The sequence below is a fragment of the Nocardia sp. NBC_01499 genome, assembly GCF_045040275.1.
Classification (GTDB): Bacteria; Actinomycetota; Actinomycetes; order Mycobacteriales; family Mycobacteriaceae; genus Nocardia.
Map to the genome: position 1 here is coordinate 477,784 of NZ_CP109426.1, position 18,527 is coordinate 496,310.

The 18,527-nt window shown below is 67.1% G+C and carries 21 protein-coding genes and 1 pseudogene; 9 read left to right on the forward strand and 13 right to left on the reverse strand.

The genetic code is table 11. The features are described from left to right. Positions 1-77: 77 nt before the first annotated feature. Entirely contained in the window at positions 78-476 is a 399-nt protein-coding gene (locus tag OG203_RS02170; RefSeq protein ID WP_405163950.1) for a DUF779 domain-containing protein, read from the reverse strand. Then, a complete protein-coding gene (locus OG203_RS02175) occupies positions 476-1,993 on the reverse strand; it encodes an aldehyde dehydrogenase family protein (RefSeq protein WP_405163951.1) in 1,518 nt (505 codons plus the stop codon). The genes OG203_RS02170 and OG203_RS02175 overlap by 1 nt, the downstream gene beginning before the upstream one ends. A 451-nt stretch (positions 1,994-2,444) precedes the next feature. Between OG203_RS02175 and OG203_RS02180 the strand changes: the two genes are divergently transcribed. Continuing rightward, on the forward strand, positions 2,445-2,579 hold the full coding sequence (locus OG203_RS02180; protein WP_405163952.1) for a hypothetical protein: 135 nt from the start codon (positions 2,445-2,447) through the stop codon (positions 2,577-2,579). 11 nt (positions 2,580-2,590) lie between these two features. On the opposite strand, the gene OG203_RS02185 is transcribed toward OG203_RS02180, so the two are convergent. Then, on the reverse strand, positions 2,591-3,823 hold the full coding sequence (locus tag OG203_RS02185) for a transcriptional regulator (protein WP_405163953.1): 1,233 nt from the start codon (positions 3,821-3,823) through the stop codon (positions 2,591-2,593). Between the two features lie 204 nt (positions 3,824-4,027). Here OG203_RS02185 and OG203_RS02190 point away from each other — a divergent pair, with 204 nt between their 5' ends. Next, a complete protein-coding gene (locus tag OG203_RS02190) occupies positions 4,028-4,450 on the forward strand; it encodes an MmcQ/YjbR family DNA-binding protein (RefSeq protein WP_405163954.1) in 423 nt (140 codons plus the stop codon). 95 nt (positions 4,451-4,545) lie between these two features. Here OG203_RS02190 and OG203_RS02195 read toward each other — a convergent pair whose 3' ends face one another. From OG203_RS02195 to OG203_RS02205, 3 genes are all read right to left on the reverse strand, one after another. Next, a complete protein-coding gene (locus tag OG203_RS02195) occupies positions 4,546-4,869 on the reverse strand; it encodes a hypothetical protein (RefSeq protein ID WP_405163955.1) in 324 nt (107 codons plus the stop codon). A gap of 189 nt (positions 4,870-5,058) precedes the next feature. After that, positions 5,059-6,195: an alkaline phosphatase family protein gene (locus tag OG203_RS02200; RefSeq protein ID WP_405163956.1), complete on the reverse strand. Its 1,137-nt coding sequence runs from the start codon at positions 6,193-6,195 to the stop codon at positions 5,059-5,061. Positions 6,196-6,612: 417 nt separating this feature from the next. After that, positions 6,613-6,921 (reverse strand): nuclear transport factor 2 family protein, encoded by a 309-nt coding sequence (locus OG203_RS02205; protein ID WP_405163957.1) that lies wholly within the window; start codon positions 6,919-6,921, stop codon positions 6,613-6,615. 144 nt (positions 6,922-7,065) lie between these two features. Here OG203_RS02205 and OG203_RS02210 point away from each other — a divergent pair, with 144 nt between their 5' ends. Beyond that, positions 7,066-7,944 carry an LLM class F420-dependent oxidoreductase gene (locus tag OG203_RS02210; RefSeq protein WP_405163958.1) on the forward strand — a complete coding sequence of 293 codons (879 nt, stop codon included), beginning with the start codon at positions 7,066-7,068 and terminating at the stop codon, positions 7,942-7,944. A gap of 60 nt (positions 7,945-8,004) precedes the next feature. Here OG203_RS02210 and OG203_RS02215 read toward each other — a convergent pair whose 3' ends face one another. The 4 genes from OG203_RS02215 to OG203_RS02230 all read right to left on the reverse strand — a co-directional run bounded on the left by OG203_RS02215 (position 8,005) and on the right by OG203_RS02230 (position 9,971). Continuing rightward, positions 8,005-8,199 carry a hypothetical protein gene (locus OG203_RS02215; RefSeq protein WP_405163959.1) on the reverse strand — a complete coding sequence of 65 codons (195 nt, stop codon included), beginning with the start codon at positions 8,197-8,199 and terminating at the stop codon, positions 8,005-8,007. Between the two features lie 453 nt (positions 8,200-8,652). After that, a complete protein-coding gene (locus OG203_RS02220; protein ID WP_405163960.1) occupies positions 8,653-9,060 on the reverse strand; it encodes a hypothetical protein in 408 nt (135 codons plus the stop codon). Continuing rightward, positions 9,057-9,344, reverse strand: coding sequence for a hypothetical protein (locus OG203_RS02225; protein ID WP_405163961.1), 288 nt, complete (start codon positions 9,342-9,344; stop codon positions 9,057-9,059). The genes OG203_RS02220 and OG203_RS02225 overlap by 4 nt, the downstream gene beginning before the upstream one ends. Before the next feature lie 45 nt (positions 9,345-9,389). Then, the gene (locus OG203_RS02230) at positions 9,390-9,971 is read right to left on the reverse strand and encodes a class I SAM-dependent methyltransferase (protein ID WP_405163962.1); all 582 of its coding nucleotides are present in this window, start codon (positions 9,969-9,971) and stop codon (positions 9,390-9,392) included. A gap of 101 nt (positions 9,972-10,072) precedes the next feature. On the opposite strand from OG203_RS02230, the gene OG203_RS02235 reads away from it, so the two are divergent. After that, positions 10,073-12,355, forward strand: a complete 2,283-nt coding sequence (locus OG203_RS02235; RefSeq protein WP_405163963.1) for an ATP-binding cassette domain-containing protein — start codon at positions 10,073-10,075, stop codon at positions 12,353-12,355. Positions 12,356-12,397: 42 nt separating this feature from the next. Here the strand turns inward: OG203_RS02235 and OG203_RS02240 are convergent, their stop codons facing one another. After that, positions 12,398-13,246 carry a helix-turn-helix transcriptional regulator gene (locus tag OG203_RS02240; RefSeq protein ID WP_405163964.1) on the reverse strand — a complete coding sequence of 283 codons (849 nt, stop codon included), beginning with the start codon at positions 13,244-13,246 and terminating at the stop codon, positions 12,398-12,400. 100 nt (positions 13,247-13,346) lie between these two features. Here OG203_RS02240 and OG203_RS02245 point away from each other — a divergent pair, with 100 nt between their 5' ends. Next, a complete protein-coding gene (locus OG203_RS02245) occupies positions 13,347-14,066 on the forward strand; it encodes an SDR family oxidoreductase (RefSeq protein WP_405163965.1) in 720 nt (239 codons plus the stop codon). Positions 14,067-14,622: 556 nt separating this feature from the next. Here the strand turns inward: OG203_RS02245 and fabG are convergent. Further along, positions 14,623-15,375 (reverse strand): 3-oxoacyl-ACP reductase FabG, encoded by a 753-nt coding sequence (gene fabG, locus OG203_RS02250; protein WP_405163966.1) that lies wholly within the window; start codon positions 15,373-15,375, stop codon positions 14,623-14,625. Between the two features lie 147 nt (positions 15,376-15,522). On the opposite strand from fabG, the gene OG203_RS02255 reads away from it, so the two are divergent. Beyond that, positions 15,523-15,684, forward strand: coding sequence for a hypothetical protein (locus OG203_RS02255; RefSeq protein WP_405163967.1), 162 nt, complete (start codon positions 15,523-15,525; stop codon positions 15,682-15,684). 253 nt (positions 15,685-15,937) lie between these two features. Here the strand turns inward: OG203_RS02255 and OG203_RS02260 are convergent, their stop codons facing one another. After that, positions 15,938-16,561, reverse strand: a complete 624-nt coding sequence (locus OG203_RS02260; protein ID WP_405163968.1) for an HAD family hydrolase — start codon at positions 16,559-16,561, stop codon at positions 15,938-15,940. A 437-nt stretch (positions 16,562-16,998) separates the two neighbouring features. On the opposite strand from OG203_RS02260, the gene OG203_RS02265 reads away from it, so the two are divergent. The 3 genes and pseudogenes from OG203_RS02265 to OG203_RS02275 all read left to right on the forward strand — a co-directional run. Continuing rightward, a complete protein-coding gene (locus OG203_RS02265) occupies positions 16,999-17,142 on the forward strand; it encodes a hypothetical protein (protein ID WP_405163969.1) in 144 nt (47 codons plus the stop codon). A 685-nt stretch (positions 17,143-17,827) separates the two neighbouring features. After that, positions 17,828-18,214, forward strand: coding sequence for a hypothetical protein (locus OG203_RS02270; RefSeq protein ID WP_405163970.1), 387 nt, complete (start codon positions 17,828-17,830; stop codon positions 18,212-18,214). A gap of 175 nt (positions 18,215-18,389) precedes the next feature. Beyond that, positions 18,390-18,488, forward strand: a pseudogene (locus tag OG203_RS02275) (hypothetical protein); the annotation flags it as partial. Positions 18,489-18,527 lie beyond the last annotated feature (39 nt).

An 18,527-nucleotide genomic window follows, 5' to 3' on the forward strand; every position in this document is an offset into this window, starting at 1 on the left:
TGGCCGCGGCGGGATGGGGGAGGGACGCCCGTGCCGTCCGGTTCGACCGTGCGGGCTCGGGGTTTTCCGGTGGTCTTTCAGGTCATCCGATCGGCACCGGTGCGCGGCGGCGGCAAGGTGGCCACCTCCTCGTCGGTGAGCAGCCGCGATCGGATGAGGAAACGCACGTCGTCGGGCGCCTCCAGGGAGAAGCTGCTGCCGCGCCCGTGCACGACGTCGACGGTCAGATGGGTGTGTTTCCACATCTCGTACTGGTCGGCGCTCATCCAGAATTCGGTGTGCCAAGGCAGATACCCGAGTAGCACGTCCGCGCCGCCGACGCGGAACTCGCGCACCGGAAAACACATCGGTGAGCTGCCGTCGCAGAAGCCGCCGGACTGGTGGAACAACACCGCGCCGTGGCATTCGATCAACTGGCGCAACACATTCCGGGCCCGGTCGGTGATGGCGACACGGCGGTGTCGATATTGCTGCATCAGAAGAACCCCAGTTTCGTCGGTGAATAACTGACCAGCAGGTTCTTGGTCTGCTGATAGTGATCGAGCACCATCTTGTGGCTCTCCCGGCCGATGCCGGATTTCTTGTAGCCACCGAACGCGGCGTGGGCCGGGTAGGCGTGATAGCAGTTGGTCCAGACCCGACCGGCTTTGATGGCGCGACCCATCCGGTAGGCGGTGGTGCCGTCTCTGGTCCACACTCCGGCGCCGAGACCGTAGAAGGTGTCGTTGGCGATGCGCACCGCTTCCTCGACGGTGTCGAACCGGGTCACCGAGACCACCGGTCCGAAGATCTCCTCCTGAAACACCCGCATGGTGTTCTTGCCCTCGAAGATGGTGGGCTGGATGTAGTAGCCGCCGGGTAGCCCGTCGACCTTGCGTGCCTCACCGCCGGTGCGGACGCGAGCACCCTCCTGTCTGCCGATGTCGAAGTAGGACAGGATCTTCTCGTATTGGTCGTTGCTGGATTGAGCGCCGATCATGGTGGCCTCGTCGAGGGGGTCACCGCCGGTGATGGCTTCGGTGCGGGCCACGCAGCGGGCCAGGAACTCGTCATAGATCGAGGAGTGGATCAGCGCGCGCGACGGGCAGGTGCACACCTCGCCCTGGTTGAGCGCGAACAGCACAAAACCCTCGACGGCCTTGTCGAGGAAGGCGTCGTCGTCGGCCAGCACGTCGGGCAGGAAGATGTTGGGGCTCTTGCCGCCCAGTTCCATGCTGACCGGGATGATGTTCTCGCTGGCGTACTGCATGATCAGCCGCCCGGTAGTGGTCTCGCCGGTGAAGGCGAGTTTGGCCACGCGCGGGCTGCACGCGAGGGGTTTTCCGGCTTCGGCACCGAAACCGTTGACCACGTTGAGCACTCCGGGCGGCAACAGATCGGCGATGAGTTCGATGACGAGCAGGATCGACACCGGTGTCTGCTCGGCGGGTTTGAGCACGATGCAGTTGCCGGCGGCCAGGGCTGGCGCGATCTTCCACGCGGCCATCAGGATCGGGAAGTTCCACGGAATGATCTGACCGACCACGCCGAGGGGTTCGTGGAAGTGATAGGCCACGGTGTCGCCGTCGATTTCGGCGACGCTGCCCTGCTGGGCGCGGATGGCGGCGGCGAAGTAGCGGAAGTGGTCGACGGCCAAAGGCAGGTCGGCGGCGAGGGTTTCGCGGATCGGTTTGCCGTTGTCCCAGGTTTCGGCGACGGCAAGGGATTCGAGGTTGGCCTCGATGCGGTCGGCGATCTTGTGCAGGATCGCGGCGCGCTGGGCCGGTGAGGTGGCCGACCAGCGCTCGACCGCGGCGTGCGCGGCCTCCAGGGCCAGGTCGATGTCGGCGGCGCTGGAACGCGCTACCGCGCAGAATGTTTCGCCGTCCACGGGAGAGGCGTTGTCGAAATAGCGTCCTTCGATGGGTGCGGCCCAGTCGCCGTCGATGAAGTTGTCATAGCGGGTGGCGTAGCTGACTATGCCGGAGTCGGACCCCGGTCTGGCGTAGATCATGGCTTCGCTCCTCCAGAATTACTCTGAGAGGGCCAACTATGAACGGTGAAGGTTGGTGTGAGGTTGGTGTGTGAGGTTCAACCTGGGGTGCGGTGTGGTTGAGCGGGTGCGGGAGGCGTGCGTCAGCGAAGTGTGGTCGTGCACTTCAAATCGGGACCTGGGCGGCTGAGGGTATGGGAGAGCCGAGCCTCAGCGGGGTTGTGGTCTGCGAGCGTCAGCGGGCATGGCGCGCGAGTGCACCGGAGACACAGCGCGCCATAGTGTCTGATCGCGCTGAACAGTCCAGCGTGGTGCAGGGGCGAGTGCATGGTTCTGACCGTCGAGTGGGACATGAGGGGCGGCACAGTGCGAGTGGGGCCGCCATCATGTCCCGCAGGGCGGTGTGCAGGCGCGCGGCGGACGTCGCCGAGGTGGGGCGTCAGCGACCAAGAGCCGAGCTCGATGAACAGCGTTGGAGTCGGGTCTGGGGCCGGTGGTGTCCTGGCGCACCGGAAGCACGGCGGTGGTGACGAACGAGGTGACCGCCGTCGCGGGCAGCACGAAGGTCTCCACCCGCAGCAGTCCGATCGCGGCGGTGAAGTCCTAGCCGAACACCAGCTATGTCCGCAGGGCAGTGTGCAGGCGGGCGGCGACTACGGCGCGGCGGACGTCGTCGAGGGGCAGCAGGCGTAGGGCGTGTTCGTGGACCTCGATGTCGCCGGGTGCGCGTTCGCCGAAGGCGACGGCGTGTTCGGCTCGGTCGCTGGCCAGTACCGCATTGCGTACGCCGACATCGAGATACGCGCGCCACTCGACGACGCCGGGGGTGTCGGAGCCGGGCAGTAGCGGGCCGCGATAGAGCCAGACCGCGGAGGTGGTGTCGCCGGCGGCGACCGCGGCGAGCAGGTCCACCGCGTCGCAGGCGACCGGGCCGGTCAGCAGGTATCGGCGGTTGGTGATTTCGCCGCCGGTGGCGCGGCGCAGGTGGGAGACATCGGCTTTGAGGGTGCTGGTGGACACCGCGCGATCGCCGTAGACCGCGGCGTGGAGTTGTTCGGGGGTGAAGCCGTCGGGTTCCAGGGCCAGTAGTGCGAGGATCTCGAGCTGGCGTGGGGGCAGCGGTACCGGGCGGCCGTCGCGCAGGAGCCGTGCGGTGCCGAGACATTCGAGTCGCACGCCGGGGGTGGGGGCGGGTTCGGCGGCGCGCAGCATGGTTTCCACGGCGGTGACCAGTGCGCGCACCGAGGTCATCACCGCCGGGTGGGAGCGTTCCCAGGAGCTGGACAGGTCGAGCACGCCGACCTGTCTGCCGTCGGGGGCGTGGATCGGTGCGGAGTAGCAGACCCAGCCGTGCAGGGCGGCGACGAGATGTTCGGCGGAGAACACCGAGCAGGGGCGGTCGTCGTGCAGGGCAAGGGATAAACCGTTGGTGCCCATGTGGGTTTCGTCCCAGCAGCCGCCGGGGGCGAAGTTCACGTCCTCGGCTTGTCTGCGCAGTGTGCGATCGCCACACGACCACATGATGGTGCCCGCGTCGTCGGTGACCACGGCGAGATAGCCCGCGTCCTCGGTGATGGCGCGCAGGTCGGCCGACAGCTCGGTGATCGGGTTACGCAGCGGCGATCGCGACCACGTGTCACCGATGTCGTCGCGGCCCGGCGCGACGGTGACGGCCGGGTCGACGGTGTGCAGCGAGCGCTGCCACGATTGCGCGACATCGGTGCGCAGCAACGTCGTTCGGGCCGGCGGTGTCGCGATATTCGGAGCCGTAGCCCAGCGCTCCCATTCCTTCTCCAGCTCGGCTCGCCGCTGGGTCAGGGTGCGGAACTGTGCCACTTCGGGGAACCCCATCGTCGTGTGAGCTCACATTCGCTCTCTCATTCTGGCGTACGCACGACAGCGGCGGGACCGATTGGCAGCAAACCGAACGGTCCCCATTCTGAGCGGCGGTGTCGCTCCGGCGTGGCGACCCGCGTGTTCGCCGGGACTGGGTGCGTACCTCGGCCTTGGTTCGCCTCCGCGGTGTATGCCTGGTTGCGTCGTTATGCTGCTGGGATGGCTACCGTTTCGCGGCGGGCCCGGGTCGCCGATGTGCATGAGCTGGCGTTGGGTATGCCGCATGTGACGTTGATCGACGGTCCCCGCGGTAATCCGGTGTATCAGGTCGGGGGTAAGTCGTTCGTGTTCTTTCGGACGCCGCGACCGGATGCCTTCGACGCGGAGACCGGGCAGCGCTACGCCGATGTGATCGTGTTCTGGGTGCCATCGGAGTCGGATAAGCAGGCGCTGGTGCAAGATCCGGGGTTGCCGTTTTTCACCACCGCCCATTTCGACGGCCACCCATCGGTACTGGTACGTGGCAGCCGGATCGGTGAGCTCACCGTCGGCGAGTTGTCCGAGGTGGTGCAGGATGCGTGGCTGTCACGGGCGTCGCGTAAGCGTGCCGCGGACTGGTTGGCCATGCACCCGTCCGAGTGAGCAGCGCACCTAGGTACGCGCCTTCTCACGTTCCGGTCGCTCCGCACTGCCGGAAATGTGCGGTCGATGCGGTGGTGCAGCGACTGCAATCAAGTTCACTTGTTGAGGAAAATGCCTGCGACGTCGGCGTTTTTGATGGGGGTTTCGGCGTTGCGCTGGCCGCCGCACAGCAGATCGACCGAGACCATGGTGGCGTCGACGACGGTGCCTGCGGGCTCGTGGTCGTCGTTGGTCTGCTGCTTGACGAATTTGGTGATCGTCATGCGCTTGTCGTCCTGGTTCTGTTTGACGTATTCGCTGCACGGGGTGTCGCCGCCGCGGTTGAGGGCGCGCTGGACGTCGGTGCACCCGGCGAGCATCAGGGCGACCGCCGCGATCCCGAGGCCGGTTCGTCCGGTCCGTGACAGCGTGGCGTTCATGTGCTCCTCCTGAATGCTTCGTCGCGCGGCGATCCGCGGCGATCGCTGTTCAGCCTAGATGCCCGCGACCACGCTGGTGTCCGGCCCATCCCCGGCGGGTCGCGGGCGCGATCAAGATCATGGGGAACTGGTGGCGGCATTTCGCGAGAGGTCGCCGCCACCAGTTCCCCATGATCATGTGTCCAGCACTCAGGAACGGAAGGTGCACAGGGGGATGTCGAGTTCGGCGGGGGTGAGGGAGCCGTGGTGGCCGATCATCATTGATTGGACGGGTTCGGCGCCGCTGCGGATGATGCCGCGTGCGCCGCGGGCGGCGACCACGACGTCGCCGATGCGGTCGGTGATGTGCGGGGCGACGGTGGGGCCGAACCAGCCTCGGGTGATGACCTCGGCGCGCGGCAGGACCGCGAAGTCGTCACCGAGGATCTCACGCCAGGCCGCGGTGACGTCGGTGGCGGCGCCGGGTTCGGTATAGACATGGCGCGCACGGGGTTCCCCGCCCAGTTGCCGGACCGCGTCGCGCAGGCCGGGGTGGTGGTCGAAGTCGATGCGTTCGTCGAGTTCGACCATGCCGTGGTCGGCGGTGACGAGCAGCACGGCATCGGGTGGCAAACGTTCGGCGATCTCGGTGGCGATGCGGTCGACGTGGGCCAGTTCCAGCAGCCAGGCGTCCGAGGACGGTCCGCGCGCGTGCCCGGTGGTGTCGAGGTCGGCGTGGTAGGCGTAGACCAGCGAGCGGCGGCCCGCGCGGATCGCGATGCCGTCGACGAGGTCGCCGACCGAGAAGCTGTCACGGAACTCGCAGCCACGCAGGGCCGCGCGAGTGAGCCCGGAACCGTTCTGATAACTCGGAGCGACCTGGGTCACGGTGATCCCGTGTGCCGCGGCGCGCTCGAAAACCGTTGCGGTGGGCTGGAACTGCTCGGGAACCAACGCACTGAGCAGATCGATGCGCGGGCCTTCCCCGTGCGGGCGCCAGCGCAACGCGTTGACCAATCGCTCCTGACCAGGCACCCGCAGCAGATAGCCGACGATACCGTGCTCGCCGGGCGGAACACCGACCCCGAGTGAACTGAGGCTGGTGGCGGTGGTGCTGGGAAATCCAGCGGTCAGTGTCGCCGCACCCAGACCCGACAAGAACGGCGCCGCACCAGGATTCGCGGCCAGCGCGGCCGCGCCGAGCCCATCGATGAGCAGCACACACACCCGGTCGGCGCTAATGCCGAGTCCGAGCCGATCGACCTCGCCGGGCACCCCGAATCCGGCAAGCAGCGACGGGAACAGATCGGCCAGGGAGCCCGTACCGTAACGAGGCGCGTCGAACACGAGGCTCAGAATGTCAAGCCCGGTGCGGCGCAGGCAAGCCCATTACACCGCCGCTCGGCTCCGGTCTGCCCGGAAACCCGGCTGAGCCTGCGCCCACCGGAGTTCCGGCCGCGGCGCGGATCGCGAACTCTGTCGGCCCAGGCAATCCGACTGCGCCTACCCGACTACACGGACATGGTGATGGCTGTGCCGCCCGTGCGCTTGGGCGAGGACACCCGTATCGCCGCTTGCTCAGCGCGCCATATGTATTGATCGGCACGGTGGACGAGCCGGTTGACGGCGTGCGCTGGCTCGCTGCGCCCCATTCCCGCTCGGCTGCGCCACGGAGGGGCCGCCGGGTCTGCACCTGGCCGGGCCACCTGGCTGCGACGGTGCTCGCCGCTCGCAATCGAGTTGGGCTGCGCCGCTACGGACCGGTTATGCCTGGCCGGTTTCGAAGCGGGCGACTTTGCCGTCGCGCACGGTGAATCGCCAGCTCGTGCGCATCGAGCCCCAGCGGGAATTGGTGTAGTCGGCGACGAGTTCGGTGCCGCTATCGGTGATGGACTCGACGTTCATGTGGCCGTTGCTGCCGAAGACTTCCGAGTCGGTCCACTGGGCGACGTTGCGTTCCACGCCGTCGTCGGACATGGTGGCGTCGTCGGTGAGCGCGGCGAAGAGGCGGTCCTGGTCGTTGGCGTTGAGCGCGTCGACGAATTCTCGCACCACTGGATCTAGCTCAGTCATCTGGTTACCTCTCTCGGATCAGGTGTCAGTGCATGAGCGGTCGTTCAGCAAATCTCTGGCGTCCACTGTAGGACAGAATCGGGGAGGCTGCCGGGATGCGCGGGTGTGCTGTTGCCGCGCGCCGCCTGCTGGTAGACAGGAACCGTGACCGCGCAGCGTGCATTCCGGTTCGGTGTCAACATGGTGACGCCGGACTCCCGGGTCAACTGGATCGAAAAATGCCGCAGGGCCGAGGAACTGGGTTTCGACGTGATCTCGGTCGCCGATCATCTCGGTTGCCCGGCGCCGTTTCCGTCGATGATGGTGGCCGCCGAGGCGACCGAGCGGGTGCGGTTGAACACCTTCGTGCTCAATACCCCGTTCTATAATCCGGTGCTGCTGGCCCGCGATATCGCGGGCGCCGATCAACTCACCGAGGGACGGGTGGAGATCGGTCTCGGCGCGGGCTATGTGCAGGCCGAATTCGAGACCGCCGGTATCCCTTTCGAGAGCGGCGCCAAGCGCGTCGCCCATCTGGAGCACACGGTCACCACGCTGCGCACCCTGTTCTCCGATCCGGAGTATCAGCCACGCCCCGCCCAGCCGTCCGGGCCGCCGCTGCTGATCGCGGGCTGGGGTAACCGGCTGCTGCGCCTGGCCGCCGAACACGCCGACATCATCGCCTTCCCCGGCGCGTCGGCCACGGAGAACGGTGGGCCGCTGCATCTGGCCGGCGTCGGTGAGATGAGCGAGAAGGTCGATTACGTGCGCGATCTACTCGGCGGCCGCAGCGTCGAGTTCAACATTTTGATCCAGCGCGTGGTGCCCCCGGAGGAACGCACCGCGGTCCTCGAGCTGTTCGGCCCTGCCCTGCCCGACGACGTCGCCGACCACCCCGAAGACCTGCCGACCCTGTTGATCGGCACCCCCGAGGAGATCGCCGACCGCGTCCGGGCCCACCGCGACCGCTACGGTTTCACCTACATCACCGTGCTCGAGCACAGCATGGAGCAGTTCGCCCCGGTCATCGAACTCCTGCGCTGAGACCGGGCCCGCCGCCCCTCGCCGACTCGAAAACCGATGCGGCACAAAGATTCTGGCGACTCAGGGCAATAGGACCTTAAGGGCCGCGATGCCCACCCCCGACGCCGTCAGCGCCGCGCCGCCGCCCACCAGGATTGCGTTCGGGGCTCCGGTACCGGATAGCCCGGCGACGATTCCCGCCACCAAGCCGATGATGGTGGCGCACAGCGCCACTACGGCCAGACCGACCAAGGTCGACGTCTTCGGTTCAGCCATTTCCGTCGCTCTCTACTTCAGGGAGCATCCGAGTACACCTCGGCCTCACCCCCGCTCTTGACACCGCTGCAGTCCGCCACCGGTACGTTCCAGCCAGAAAAACCTACCGCCCCGATTTGACAGATCCTAAGTGGATGAGCGCTCATCTGCAAGGCCGAATGTACTTGCAAATGTAAGTACATTGAGGTCTGGAACTGCGCGACAGACACCGGCCCGGTCGACCTGGATTCGGCTTCACCTACATCACTGCGCTCCGACCACAGCATGGATCAGTTCGCCCCCGGTGATCGAACCTCCCGCGCCGAGACCAGGCCACCACACCGAGTCTCGACGCCCGTCCTGCACGCACAGCTCTACTTGGCGCACACCTGCCGATGTCGGGTACGCGTCGTGTTTTCCCGCACCCGACATCGCATGCGATGTCCGGTACGAGAAGTCAGGAGGTGTGCGGCATCAGGGCAGCAGGTCGATGATGACGCGGGGATCGAGTTGACGCAGTTTCTTGGGGCGTGAGGTCAGGCATGGCCAGTCTCGGGCGACGGCTTCGGCGGCGGCGTGCCCGGCGGGGAGCAGGATTTCGGCGTCGGGGCGGCCGGCGAAGGCGGCGCCGAGGCGTTCGGAGGCGGCGCGGTCGAGGGCGGTGATGATGGTGTGCGGAAGTTCAAGGAGCACGGCGAGGATGTCGAGGCGGTCGGTGGGGATGTGGGCGCGGGCGGCGGCCAGGGCGGTGGCGGGCACGACGATGGTGTTGCCCGCACCGACGGTCGCCCAGACCACGGCCTGGGCGTAGTTGGCCTGGTTGGCCCAGCTGACGACGGCGGCGGTGTCGAAGACGACACCGCCAAGGGCCGGGGCCCTCACGCGGCGCCGGCGTGCGGTCCGCCCGCGTCCTCCTCCGATAACGGCGGTAGTCCCTGAGTGGCGCGTGCTCTGTTGATCAGGTCCAGCGGTGGCCTGCCGCCGAAGACTTCCTCGAGCTTGGCCAGCGATTCGGCGGTGTTGAGCCGGGCGAGCACCGATTCGGAGACGAATGCCGACAGCGATTCGATGCGCCCTTCGGCGCGCCAGCGTTCGAGAGTGGTGACCAGTTCCTCGGGCAGCGTGACGGTGACCTTCCGGGTCCGGTGCGCGCGCGAGGGGGCCATCTGTGCACTTTATCGCGGGAAGCCGCCGCTGGGGAGGGGCAGGAGCTAGGCGGGCTTGCGCCAGAGCAGGGTGTAGCGCAGCAGCAGATGGCGGCGTAGTCGGGCGCCGGGCAGGATTTCGGCGGCGGCGCTGCGGATTTCGAGGTAGGCGTCCTCGGGGTCGCGCAGGTGCACGTCGGGGTCGGCGCGTTGGGGTCGGTGGAAGGTGTCGATGGCGACGATGGCCGGGAGCAGCGCCAGATACGGGTAGTCGGTGCGGAGGTCGAACTTCCACAGACCGACCACCGCGAGGGTGCCGCCGGGGGCGACCAGTCGGCGCAGGGCGGTCAGGCCATCTTTGAGCGGGACGTGGTGCAGGGTCGCCACGGCGGTGACGACGTCGAAAGTGCCTGGCAGATCAAGGAAGTCGCCGTGTTCGAACGTGACATCCGGTGCGGGCGTTGCCTTGTCGAGGATGGCCGGGTCGAGATCGACCCCGCGCACCCGCAGGCCGCGGCGGGCGAGCTTCGCGGCGAGAAGTCCGTCGCCGCAACCGATGTCGAGCACGGTGCGGGCGGTCTCGGGGACCTGCGCGAGCAGCCAGGGGTGGAAGTGGGTGTTGTGGTTCCAGTACGGATCGTCACTCACGCCACGACAGTACGGACGGGGTCCGACAACCACTCAATTCCTGTGACCTGCATCACATTCCCCCGGGCATATTGTCGGTACCTGATGGCATGGTGTCCGGTATGCCTTTCGCCGAAGCCGCCGTTCCCGCCGATGTCATCCGCGTCCTGGGTGCCAGCGAGCACAACCTGCGCGACGTGTCGCTCGAGATCCCCAAGAACAAGATCACGGTGTTCACCGGTGTGTCCGGTTCGGGCAAGTCCTCGATCGTGTTCGACACGATCGCGGTGGAATCGCAGCGTCAGCTCTACGCGACGTTTCCGGCGTTCATCCTGAACTTCCTGCCGCGCTACGAACGTCCGCACGCCGAGGCGATGGAGAATCTGACCGCGCCGGTGATCATCGATCAGCAGCCGGTCGGTGGCGGCCCTCGGTCGACGGTCGGCACGATGACCGACATCTTCTCGATGGTGCGGGCGATGTTCGCCCGATTCGGTGCGCCCTCAGCCGGTTTCGTCTACAACTACTCGTTCAACGTGCCCCAGGGCATGTGCCCGGATTGCGACGGTCTCGGCATCACGGTGCGCGCGGATCCGGATCGGCTGCTCGATCGAACCAAATCGCTCAACGAGGGCGCGATCCTGTTGCCCGGCTACGGTGTCGGCGTCGGCGAATGGCAGCTCTACGGCAACTCCGGGCGTTTCGATCCGGACAAGAAGCTCGCCGATTACACCGCCGAGGAGTTCGAGGATCTATTGCACGGCACCGGCGGCAAGGTGGAGCTGACCTTCGCCAAGGGCACCTGGAAGGCCAACTACGAGGGCATCGCCACCAAGTTCACCCGCACCCGCCTGCAGCGCGACACTTCCACGCTCAGCGAGAAGACGCGTGAGCAGATGCGCCAGTTCCTCACCGAGGGGATCTGCCCGACCTGCCATGGGGCTCGGCTCAACGCGGCGGCGCTGGCCACGAAAATCGGAGGCCGCAATATCGCCGACTGGGCCGGGTTGCAGATCACCGATCTGATGGCGGTACTCGAGGAGATCACCGAGCCCGCGGCGGCGGGGCTGGCCGCGGCGATCCGGACCTCGCTGCAGCGGGTCGCCGATATCGGGCTGGGGTATCTGAGCCTGGATCGGCCGACCTCGACGTTGTCCGGTGGTGAAGGTCAACGGTTGAAGATGATCAAGCATCTGTCGAGCACGTTGATCGGGATGACCTACATTTTCGACGAACCCAGCGTCGGGCTGCATCCGCGTGATGTGGGGCGGTTGAACGATCTGTTGAAGGCGTTGCGGGACAAGGGGAACACGGTGCTGGTGGTCGAGCACGATCCCGATGTCATCCAGATCGCCGACCACATCGTCGATGTCGGGCCGCGCGCGGGATCCCATGGCGGGCGGGTCGTGTTCGAGGGCAGTTTCGCCGAGTTGCGTGCCGCCGACACTCCGACCGGAGCCGGGCTGCGCCGGCCGTTCACCGTGAAGGACACCTTCCGGCAGGCGAGTGGGCAGTTGCTGATCGAGCATGCCGGGGTGCACAACCTCAAGGATGTGACCGTCGCGATTCCGACCGGGGTGCTGACCTCGATCACCGGGGTGGCGGGGTCGGGTAAGAGCAGTTTGATCCGGGATGTGTTCGTGGTCGAGCATCCCGAGGCGATCTTCGTCGACCAGTCCGCGATCGGGGCGTCCTCGCGGTCGACTCCGGCGACGTATCTTGGTTTGCTGGATCCGATCCGCAAACTGTTCGCCAAGGCCACCGGTGCGGCGCCGGGGTTGTTCAGTTTCAACTCCGCCGGTGCGTGCGAGCAGTGCGAGGGCCGCGGGGTGATCATCACCGAGATCGCCTACATGGACCCGGTGACCACGCACTGCGATGCCTGCGACGGGCGCCGCTTCTCCGAGGACGTGCTCGCACTCACCTTGCGCGGCAAGTCGATCGCCGATGTGCTGGAGATGACCGCCGAGCAAGCGCTGGGGTTCTTCCCGGAGAAAGCGTTGAATGCCAAGCTGCGCACCATGAACGAGGTCGGCCTGGATTACCTGAGCCTGGGTCAGGCCATGAGCACGTTGTCCGGTGGTGAGCGTCAACGCATCAAACTCGCCACCCAACTGGGCAATACCGGCTCGGTGTATGTTCTCGACGAGCCGACCACCGGGCTGCACATGTCCGATGTGGACACCCTGCTCGCCTTGTTGGATGGTCTGGTCGAGCGCGGCAATACGGTGGTCGTCATCGAACACAACCTCGACGTGGTCGCGCACTCGGACTGGGTGATCGACCTGGGCCCCGACGGTGGCAAGGCAGGCGGTGAGGTGGTTTTCACCGGGACCCCCGCCGCGCTGCTCGACGACCCGGTCTCGCTGACCGGGCAGTACCTGCGTAAGTACAAGGCGGCGTAGGCGAGTTCCGGATCGCGGGTCTGGTGGTGAGCGACGGATCGCTCAGGTGTGGTCGGTGAACTGCTGAGTGCCGGTGACGCGCAGCAGATCCAGGGCGGAGGCGGCGGGGGTATGGGGAGCGGCGGAGTAGACGACGACGGATTGGTCGGCGTCGGGGACGAGCAGGGTGTCACATTCCAAGACGATGGTGCCGAGTTCGGGATGGGCGACGGTTTTGGTGGCGCTGCGCCATTGAGCGGAGGGACGTTCGCGCCAGAGTTGTTCGAAATCGCTACTGCGGGAACGGAGTTCGGCGATGAGACGGTCCAGGTCGGGGTCGGTGGGGTAGCGGGCCTTCGCGCTGCGCAGGGTGCCGACACCGTAGGCGGCGACCATCCGGAACTCCTCGGCGGTGAAGCGCACCCGGCTCGGTTCGGCGCCGAGGAAGCACTGCCAGATGATGTTGCGGCGCGCGGGCGGCCAGGCGGAGAAATCGCCGAGCAGCGCCGCCGCCATCGAATTCCAGGCCAGCACATCACCTTTCGCGGACATCACCAGTGCTGGCAGGTCCGCCATCCGGTCGAGCAGCCGTAACACGCTCGGCCGCACGACCTGCGCGATCCGGCCCGCCTGTGGTGGTGCGGATCCGGCGAGTTGGAACAGCAGGTCACGGTCGTCGTCGTTCAACCGCAGCGCCCGCGACAGTGCGCCGAGCACCGCGGTCGAGGGACGCGGACCGCGCCCCTGCTCGAGCCGCACCACGTAATCGACACTGACCCCGGCAAGCTGAGCGACCTCTTCACGACGCAGCCCCGGCACCTGACGGCGCGCGCCCGCGGGCAACCCGACATCACGCGGCTGTACCCGGGTGCGGGCTTGACGCAGCAGCGCCGCGAGTTCGGAACGGTCCATCACTCGATCATCCCGCACCCGCACTCACCCGGGGTGGTACCACCGGTCCCAGGACAAGGCGGGCCTGCCCACCGGCGCCACGCACACCGAGGCTGGGGTCATGAACGCAACGACAACAGCGCTGGTGACCGGCGCGAACAAGGGCCTCGGCCACGAAACGGTCCGCAGGCTCGGCGAACTCGGCTGGCAGGTGTTCCTCGGCGCCCGCGACGCCGACCGCGGCAAGCAGGCGGCGGCTGAGCTGGTCGAACAGGGGTTGAACGTCGAATTCGTCCAGCTCGACGTCACCTCCATCACCTCGATCGCGGCCGCCGTCGACACGATCGGGGACCGAGCCACACACCTGGACGTGCTCATCAACAACGCGGGAATCTCGGGCGGGTTCGCCGACCCGGACCAGACACAGGCCGCCGACCTGCGCCCGGTTTTCGAAACCAACGTCTTCGCCCCCGTCCAACTGACCCACGCGTTCTTGCCGCTGCTGCGCGCCGCGGACCAACCGCGCATCGTGATGGTGTCGAGCGGAATGGGTTCCCTGGCCATCACCTCGGATCCGAACCGTCTCGAATCCACCCTGCCGAACCTGCCCTACACCTCGTCCAAGTCCGCGCTGAACATGATCACCTCGCAATACGCGCGCGCACTACCGAACATCCAGATCAACGCCGTCGACCCGGGCTACACCGCCACCGACTTCAACGGCAACGCCGGACACCAAACCCTGACCGAGGGCACCGATGTCATCGTCGGTTTCGCCACCATCGGACCCGACGGTCCCACCGGCGGCTACTTCGACCGCCACGGCCCGATTCCGTGGTGAGCTGAGTACGGGATCCGGGTCATGATGCCTGGTCGTGTCTCGTTGATCGTGCTCCGAGCCGCGTGGACTTCGCCGGGCAGCCTAGGAGGTCGCGGGTGACCACCAGAGGTTGCCCGACAGTTCGCCTGAAGCGTCTACCTGGATGACGAGCACTGCGCCGATGGCATCGGCACGCTATCGAGGCCCGTGCACCCGCCATTGGCCTGGAAGCTGAGGATCGGAAGGAGTCAGGTGGACGCGATGCCCACCCACTCGCTCGGATTCGCGGCAGTGGGCGTGCACCCACAAGGTCTGCCCCACGGACTGATGTCGGCGTTGCCGCGCGGCGGTTCGCCAGCGCTCGAGGCGAACGACCGCGTGCGGCCTCACCCCGAGGCCGACGGCTCGTCGAGCGCCGCCGCCAGACGATCATTCGCCCCGTCGTTCATCCGATTGCCCGGACCAAACCTTGTTGTCGCACAGCATGATCCGCCCGCTCATAGCTGTGGGATTCATGATCAACGGGACATGCGGGCGGCGCCACTCGCATAATGCCGCCACCATGTCCCGTTGATCTTCAGCGGGCGCCGCCGTTGACGTAGAGGGTTTGGCCGCTGACGTAGGAGGCCTCGTCGCTGGCGAGGAAGGCGATGACGGCGGCGACCTCCTCGGGCTGGCCGACACGGCCGAGTGGGGTGCGTTCGGCGACGGACTGCTGCAGTTGTTCGGGGGACATGCCGACGCGTTCGGCGGTGGCGTCGGTCATCGCGGTGGCGATGTAGCCGGGCGCGACGGCGTTGACGTTGATGTTGTATTGGCCGAGCTCGATGGCGAGGGTGGCGGTCAGGCCCTGGATGCCCGCTTTCGCGGCGGCGTAGTTGGCCTGTCCACGGTTGCCGAGGGCCGAGCGACTCGACAGCGAGACGATCTTTCCGTAGCGCTGGGCGACCATGTACTGCTGCGCGACCTGGGCACAGTGGTAGACACCGGTCAGGTTGACCGACAGCACGGCGTTCCAGTCGTCCTCGGAGAGCCGGAAGAACAGGTCGTCGCGGGTGATGCCCGCGTTGTTCACCAGGATGTGCGGATCGCCGAGATCGGTGGCGATCTGGTCGAATACGGTCTGCACGGAGCCGCGGTCGGTGACGTCACAGACGTAGCCGCGCGCGGTGCCCCCCGCTCGGGTGATCTGTTCGACGGTGGCGTCGGGGGTGTTGCGGTCGAGCACCGCGACGGAAGCGCCCTCGATCGCGAGCCGCAACGCGGTGGCCGCGCCGATACCCTGCGCCGCACCCGTCACCACGGCAACCCTGTCGGTGAAACGGTCCATTGATTCGTTCTCCTCTCAACACACCCTCGCTGCGCCGCGGGCGCCTCGTGTGCAGGCTAGACGATCCGCGCGACGCCATGATCAATACGGTGCTCAGCGCAGGTGATACCCGTCGGCGTCCCCCGATTGGTTTGGCGCACTGGACAAATGGACGCGCTCGCCGGTGCGCGACCGTGCCGAGGTGAGGGCGCGGTGATCGAGGACAAGCGGCGGTCCAGCGGGCGGATGCTGTGGCGCAATGCCATCGTCGTATTCGTTCGCATCGAACTGATGGCGCGGTTATCGAGGATCGCCAGCGAGGTCGGCTGACGCGATGCCCGTGGCTCGCGGTCGAGACCCCAGCCGACCTCGCTGAGCCGGTCGCAGAGGCCAGCCGTAGCCGGGCATCGGCAGGGTCGGCGCCGTGAGAATCCCACCCGCTACGCCTGACGAGCGCGCTCACCGGGTGCACAACCGGACTGGGTGGGCGGTGACCGTGAACGAGCCGTGGCGGGCAGGCCTGTGGCACAACTGGGACGACGTACGGTATTCGAGGCGTGATCGTGGCCGAACCAGCAAGCGGCTAACCCGCGTCGGCGACCGGGCCGAGCTCGTCGGCGAGCCACTGCGGGAACTCGGTGAGGTCGGTGAGGATCACGTCGGCGCCCGCGGCACGCAGTTCCGCGGCGTCGCACGGTCCGGTGGTGACGCCGATCGCGAGGACACCGGCCGCTTGCGCGCCGCGCATGTCACCGACGTGATCGCCGACGTAGATGCTCGCGTGTTCGTCCCGCAAAACGGCGGCCTTGGCCGCGGACCACAGGTCACCGGCGAGATGGTCTATCCGCCAACCGAGTTCATCGATGTGCAATTGCGCGAGCGGACCGTGTTTGCCGGTGACGACGAGTACCCGCCCGCCGCGTTCCTCGATCGCGGCCAGCGCCGCATCCGCGCCCGGCATCGCGGGAATGCTCGACACGATGCTCGGATAGAGCTCGCGATAACGCGTGACCAGCGCCGGAACGAGCTCCTCTGGCGCGCCCGCTTCGACAAGCAAGGTGGCCAGCGGCGGCCCGAGCCGATCGGCGAAATCGGCGCCGCGCACCGGCACATCGAACTCGGCCGCGAGAATATCGATGGCCCGGCTGACGCCCGGTCGCGAGTCGATCAGCGTCATGTCCAGGTCGAAGCCCACCGTCCACGTCACCACCCGACCCTATCGGCCGGGCAGTTCCGGACAGCGAACCCCTCTGCCTCCAGAGCCGACGTCATGTCCCCTTCGGCGCGGGAACGTCGCCGGTCGCGGGCGATGTCGCTGAAGAGCAATGTGGGCCGTTGCCTCCTGCTTCTAGAGCCGACGTCATGTCCCCTTCGGCGTGGGAAGCGTCGCCTGGCCGCGGGCGATGTCGCGGGTGAGCAATGTGGGCCGGGGCGGTTGCTCGGGTGGGAGATGATTCCGGCTGGCGATCGGTACTCGGCCCGATGGAACCGCGCGCTCGCTGATCGAGCCACGAACGGATCAACTGGTAATCGGATGCGCAACAAACCCAACGCGCGGTATCAGCGATCATCACCCCCTCATGCGCGCTGCGCACTCGGAATTGAGCGGCGCGCGGCTCGCGCCACGCGCCAAGGGACTCTGCGGTGATCGCCGCCGATCCGGCACTGGCTGAGCGCGATCTCATCAAGCTCGCCGACATTGCCAACGCGCTGGCTCTGGCGCTCGAGCGCTGCGGCGTCGAGCCCTGCGATGCGGATGCTCTGTGCCGGAACTTTCCGCGGGAGTGACGATCGCCCAATCAGGTTGCTCATCTCGGTTCGGTGATGCGAACGTGTCCATCGCCATCCGGACCCCGGAGTCATTCCACACTGCACTCGAGAGCACGCGGATGCCTCGATGCCGAGCTTCGGGCAGCCGCCGGAGTCGTACGAGCGGTCAGGCTGATTCACGTGGAACCGCTGGTGCAGACGATGAATTATGAAGTGCACCAACGCTGTTCACGTCACCCCGATGCAGCGCGTGCATGTCTGCATCGACCGCAACGCTAGCCAGGAAGGCCGCTACGACGGTGAGTTTCTCTGGCGGGTCAGCTGGGTCCGATCGCGCGATCGACCCAAGCAGCGACGTGTGCAGTGTCGCGTCGCATGCCATCGCGGACACCGTTAGCCGTAGAGAACCCGGTGCCATCCACTAGTCGCCCGCGGATGCTTGGGGCCGAGATCCGCGTCCAACTCGATGCCGCCGCTGGGTCGAATGTCTCGGCGGGGCACCGGCCGCGCGCTCAGCTGAGCACAGGTGCAGGGTCGGCTGAGACCCGGACCGAGAGGCGTTGACTGCCCGGCCTGCCGCACTCCGCGGCGCCGCGCACGTCGTAGAGCGCCGCGCACGTCGTAGAGCGCCGGTGTCTGGCGCGGCGGCGGGCCGGGGATTGTCGTGAGGACAGCGGTGGTCGGTGACCGTAAAGTTCGGCGCATGGCGTTCCAACTCGAGCTGCGGCCGACTCCACCGTTGCAGTTGACGCCGGAATGCTTGGTACACACCGGAATCGCGCGACTGTTCGTGACCGGCATGCTTGTCCAGGGCTCCGGCGCACCGCCCGAACAGTTCGGGTTCTTCGTCCCCACCGCGACACCACTGCCCGCGGCCGTCCCCGAGCCGCGACTGCTGGCCGAGGCGTACCTGATGACCGGCATCGCGACCTCGATCTCGGGCAACTTCCCCTTCGGCGTCGAACACGTCCAAGCCGCGTATCTGCCTGACCCGCGCGGCGGCACCGACCGCTGGCTCTACCTCAGCGGCGCCGCCCACATCGGCCGCGAGATCCGCCTCGGTTATCGAGTGACTGTCGTGACGGCGTAGTCAGCCGGCCTGCTGATTACGGAGTGTGTGCCGCTGACTCATCCGCACGCGACTGCCCCAACCGTTCTCGCCGGGACGAATCGCGCCCGCCTTCGACACCAAACTCCACTGCGGCGGCCGACGCGCTTGTGGGCCGCCGACGCCCTAACCGCGGTCCGCCGCGATGACCGCGGGCCGCGTGCTGTGGGGCGATCCCAGTCAGAGGGCCTACGACGTCTCCGGTGCGTACACCCACACAACCGTGGTCGCCGAGAACGCGACCGAGCTGCGTAACGGCGGATGCGGTTTCTGCAGATCCGTAACCCACTGACGC

Bases quoted from the DNA above. Each gene is read 5' to 3' on its own strand.
- OG203_RS02170 (WP_405163950.1), bottom strand. From the start codon at position 476: ATGCAGCAATATCGACACCGCCGTGTCGCCATCACCGACCGGGCCCGG.
- OG203_RS02175 (WP_405163951.1), bottom strand. From the start codon at position 1,993: ATGATCTACGCCAGACCGGGGTCCGACTCCGGCATAGTCAGCTACGCC.
- OG203_RS02185 (WP_405163953.1), bottom strand. From the start codon at position 3,823: ATGGGGTTCCCCGAAGTGGCACAGTTCCGCACCCTGACCCAGCGGCGA.
- OG203_RS02190 (WP_405163954.1), top strand. From the start codon at position 4,028: ATGGCTACCGTTTCGCGGCGGGCCCGGGTCGCCGATGTGCATGAGCTG.
- OG203_RS02195 (WP_405163955.1), bottom strand. From the start codon at position 4,869: ATGAACGCCACGCTGTCACGGACCGGACGAACCGGCCTCGGGATCGCG.
- OG203_RS02205 (WP_405163957.1), bottom strand. From the start codon at position 6,921: ATGACTGAGCTAGATCCAGTGGTGCGAGAATTCGTCGACGCGCTCAAC.
- OG203_RS02215 (WP_405163959.1), bottom strand. From the start codon at position 8,199: ATGGCTGAACCGAAGACGTCGACCTTGGTCGGTCTGGCCGTAGTGGCG.
- OG203_RS02225 (WP_405163961.1), bottom strand. From the start codon at position 9,344: ATGGCCCCCTCGCGCGCGCACCGGACCCGGAAGGTCACCGTCACGCTG.
- OG203_RS02235 (WP_405163963.1), top strand. From the start codon at position 10,073: ATGCCTTTCGCCGAAGCCGCCGTTCCCGCCGATGTCATCCGCGTCCTG.
- OG203_RS02240 (WP_405163964.1), bottom strand. From the start codon at position 13,246: ATGGACCGTTCCGAACTCGCGGCGCTGCTGCGTCAAGCCCGCACCCGG.
- OG203_RS02245 (WP_405163965.1), top strand. From the start codon at position 13,347: ATGAACGCAACGACAACAGCGCTGGTGACCGGCGCGAACAAGGGCCTC.
- fabG (WP_405163966.1), bottom strand. From the start codon at position 15,375: ATGGACCGTTTCACCGACAGGGTTGCCGTGGTGACGGGTGCGGCGCAG.
- OG203_RS02255 (WP_405163967.1), top strand. From the start codon at position 15,523: ATGGACGCGCTCGCCGGTGCGCGACCGTGCCGAGGTGAGGGCGCGGTG.
- OG203_RS02270 (WP_405163970.1), top strand. From the start codon at position 17,828: ATGGCGTTCCAACTCGAGCTGCGGCCGACTCCACCGTTGCAGTTGACG.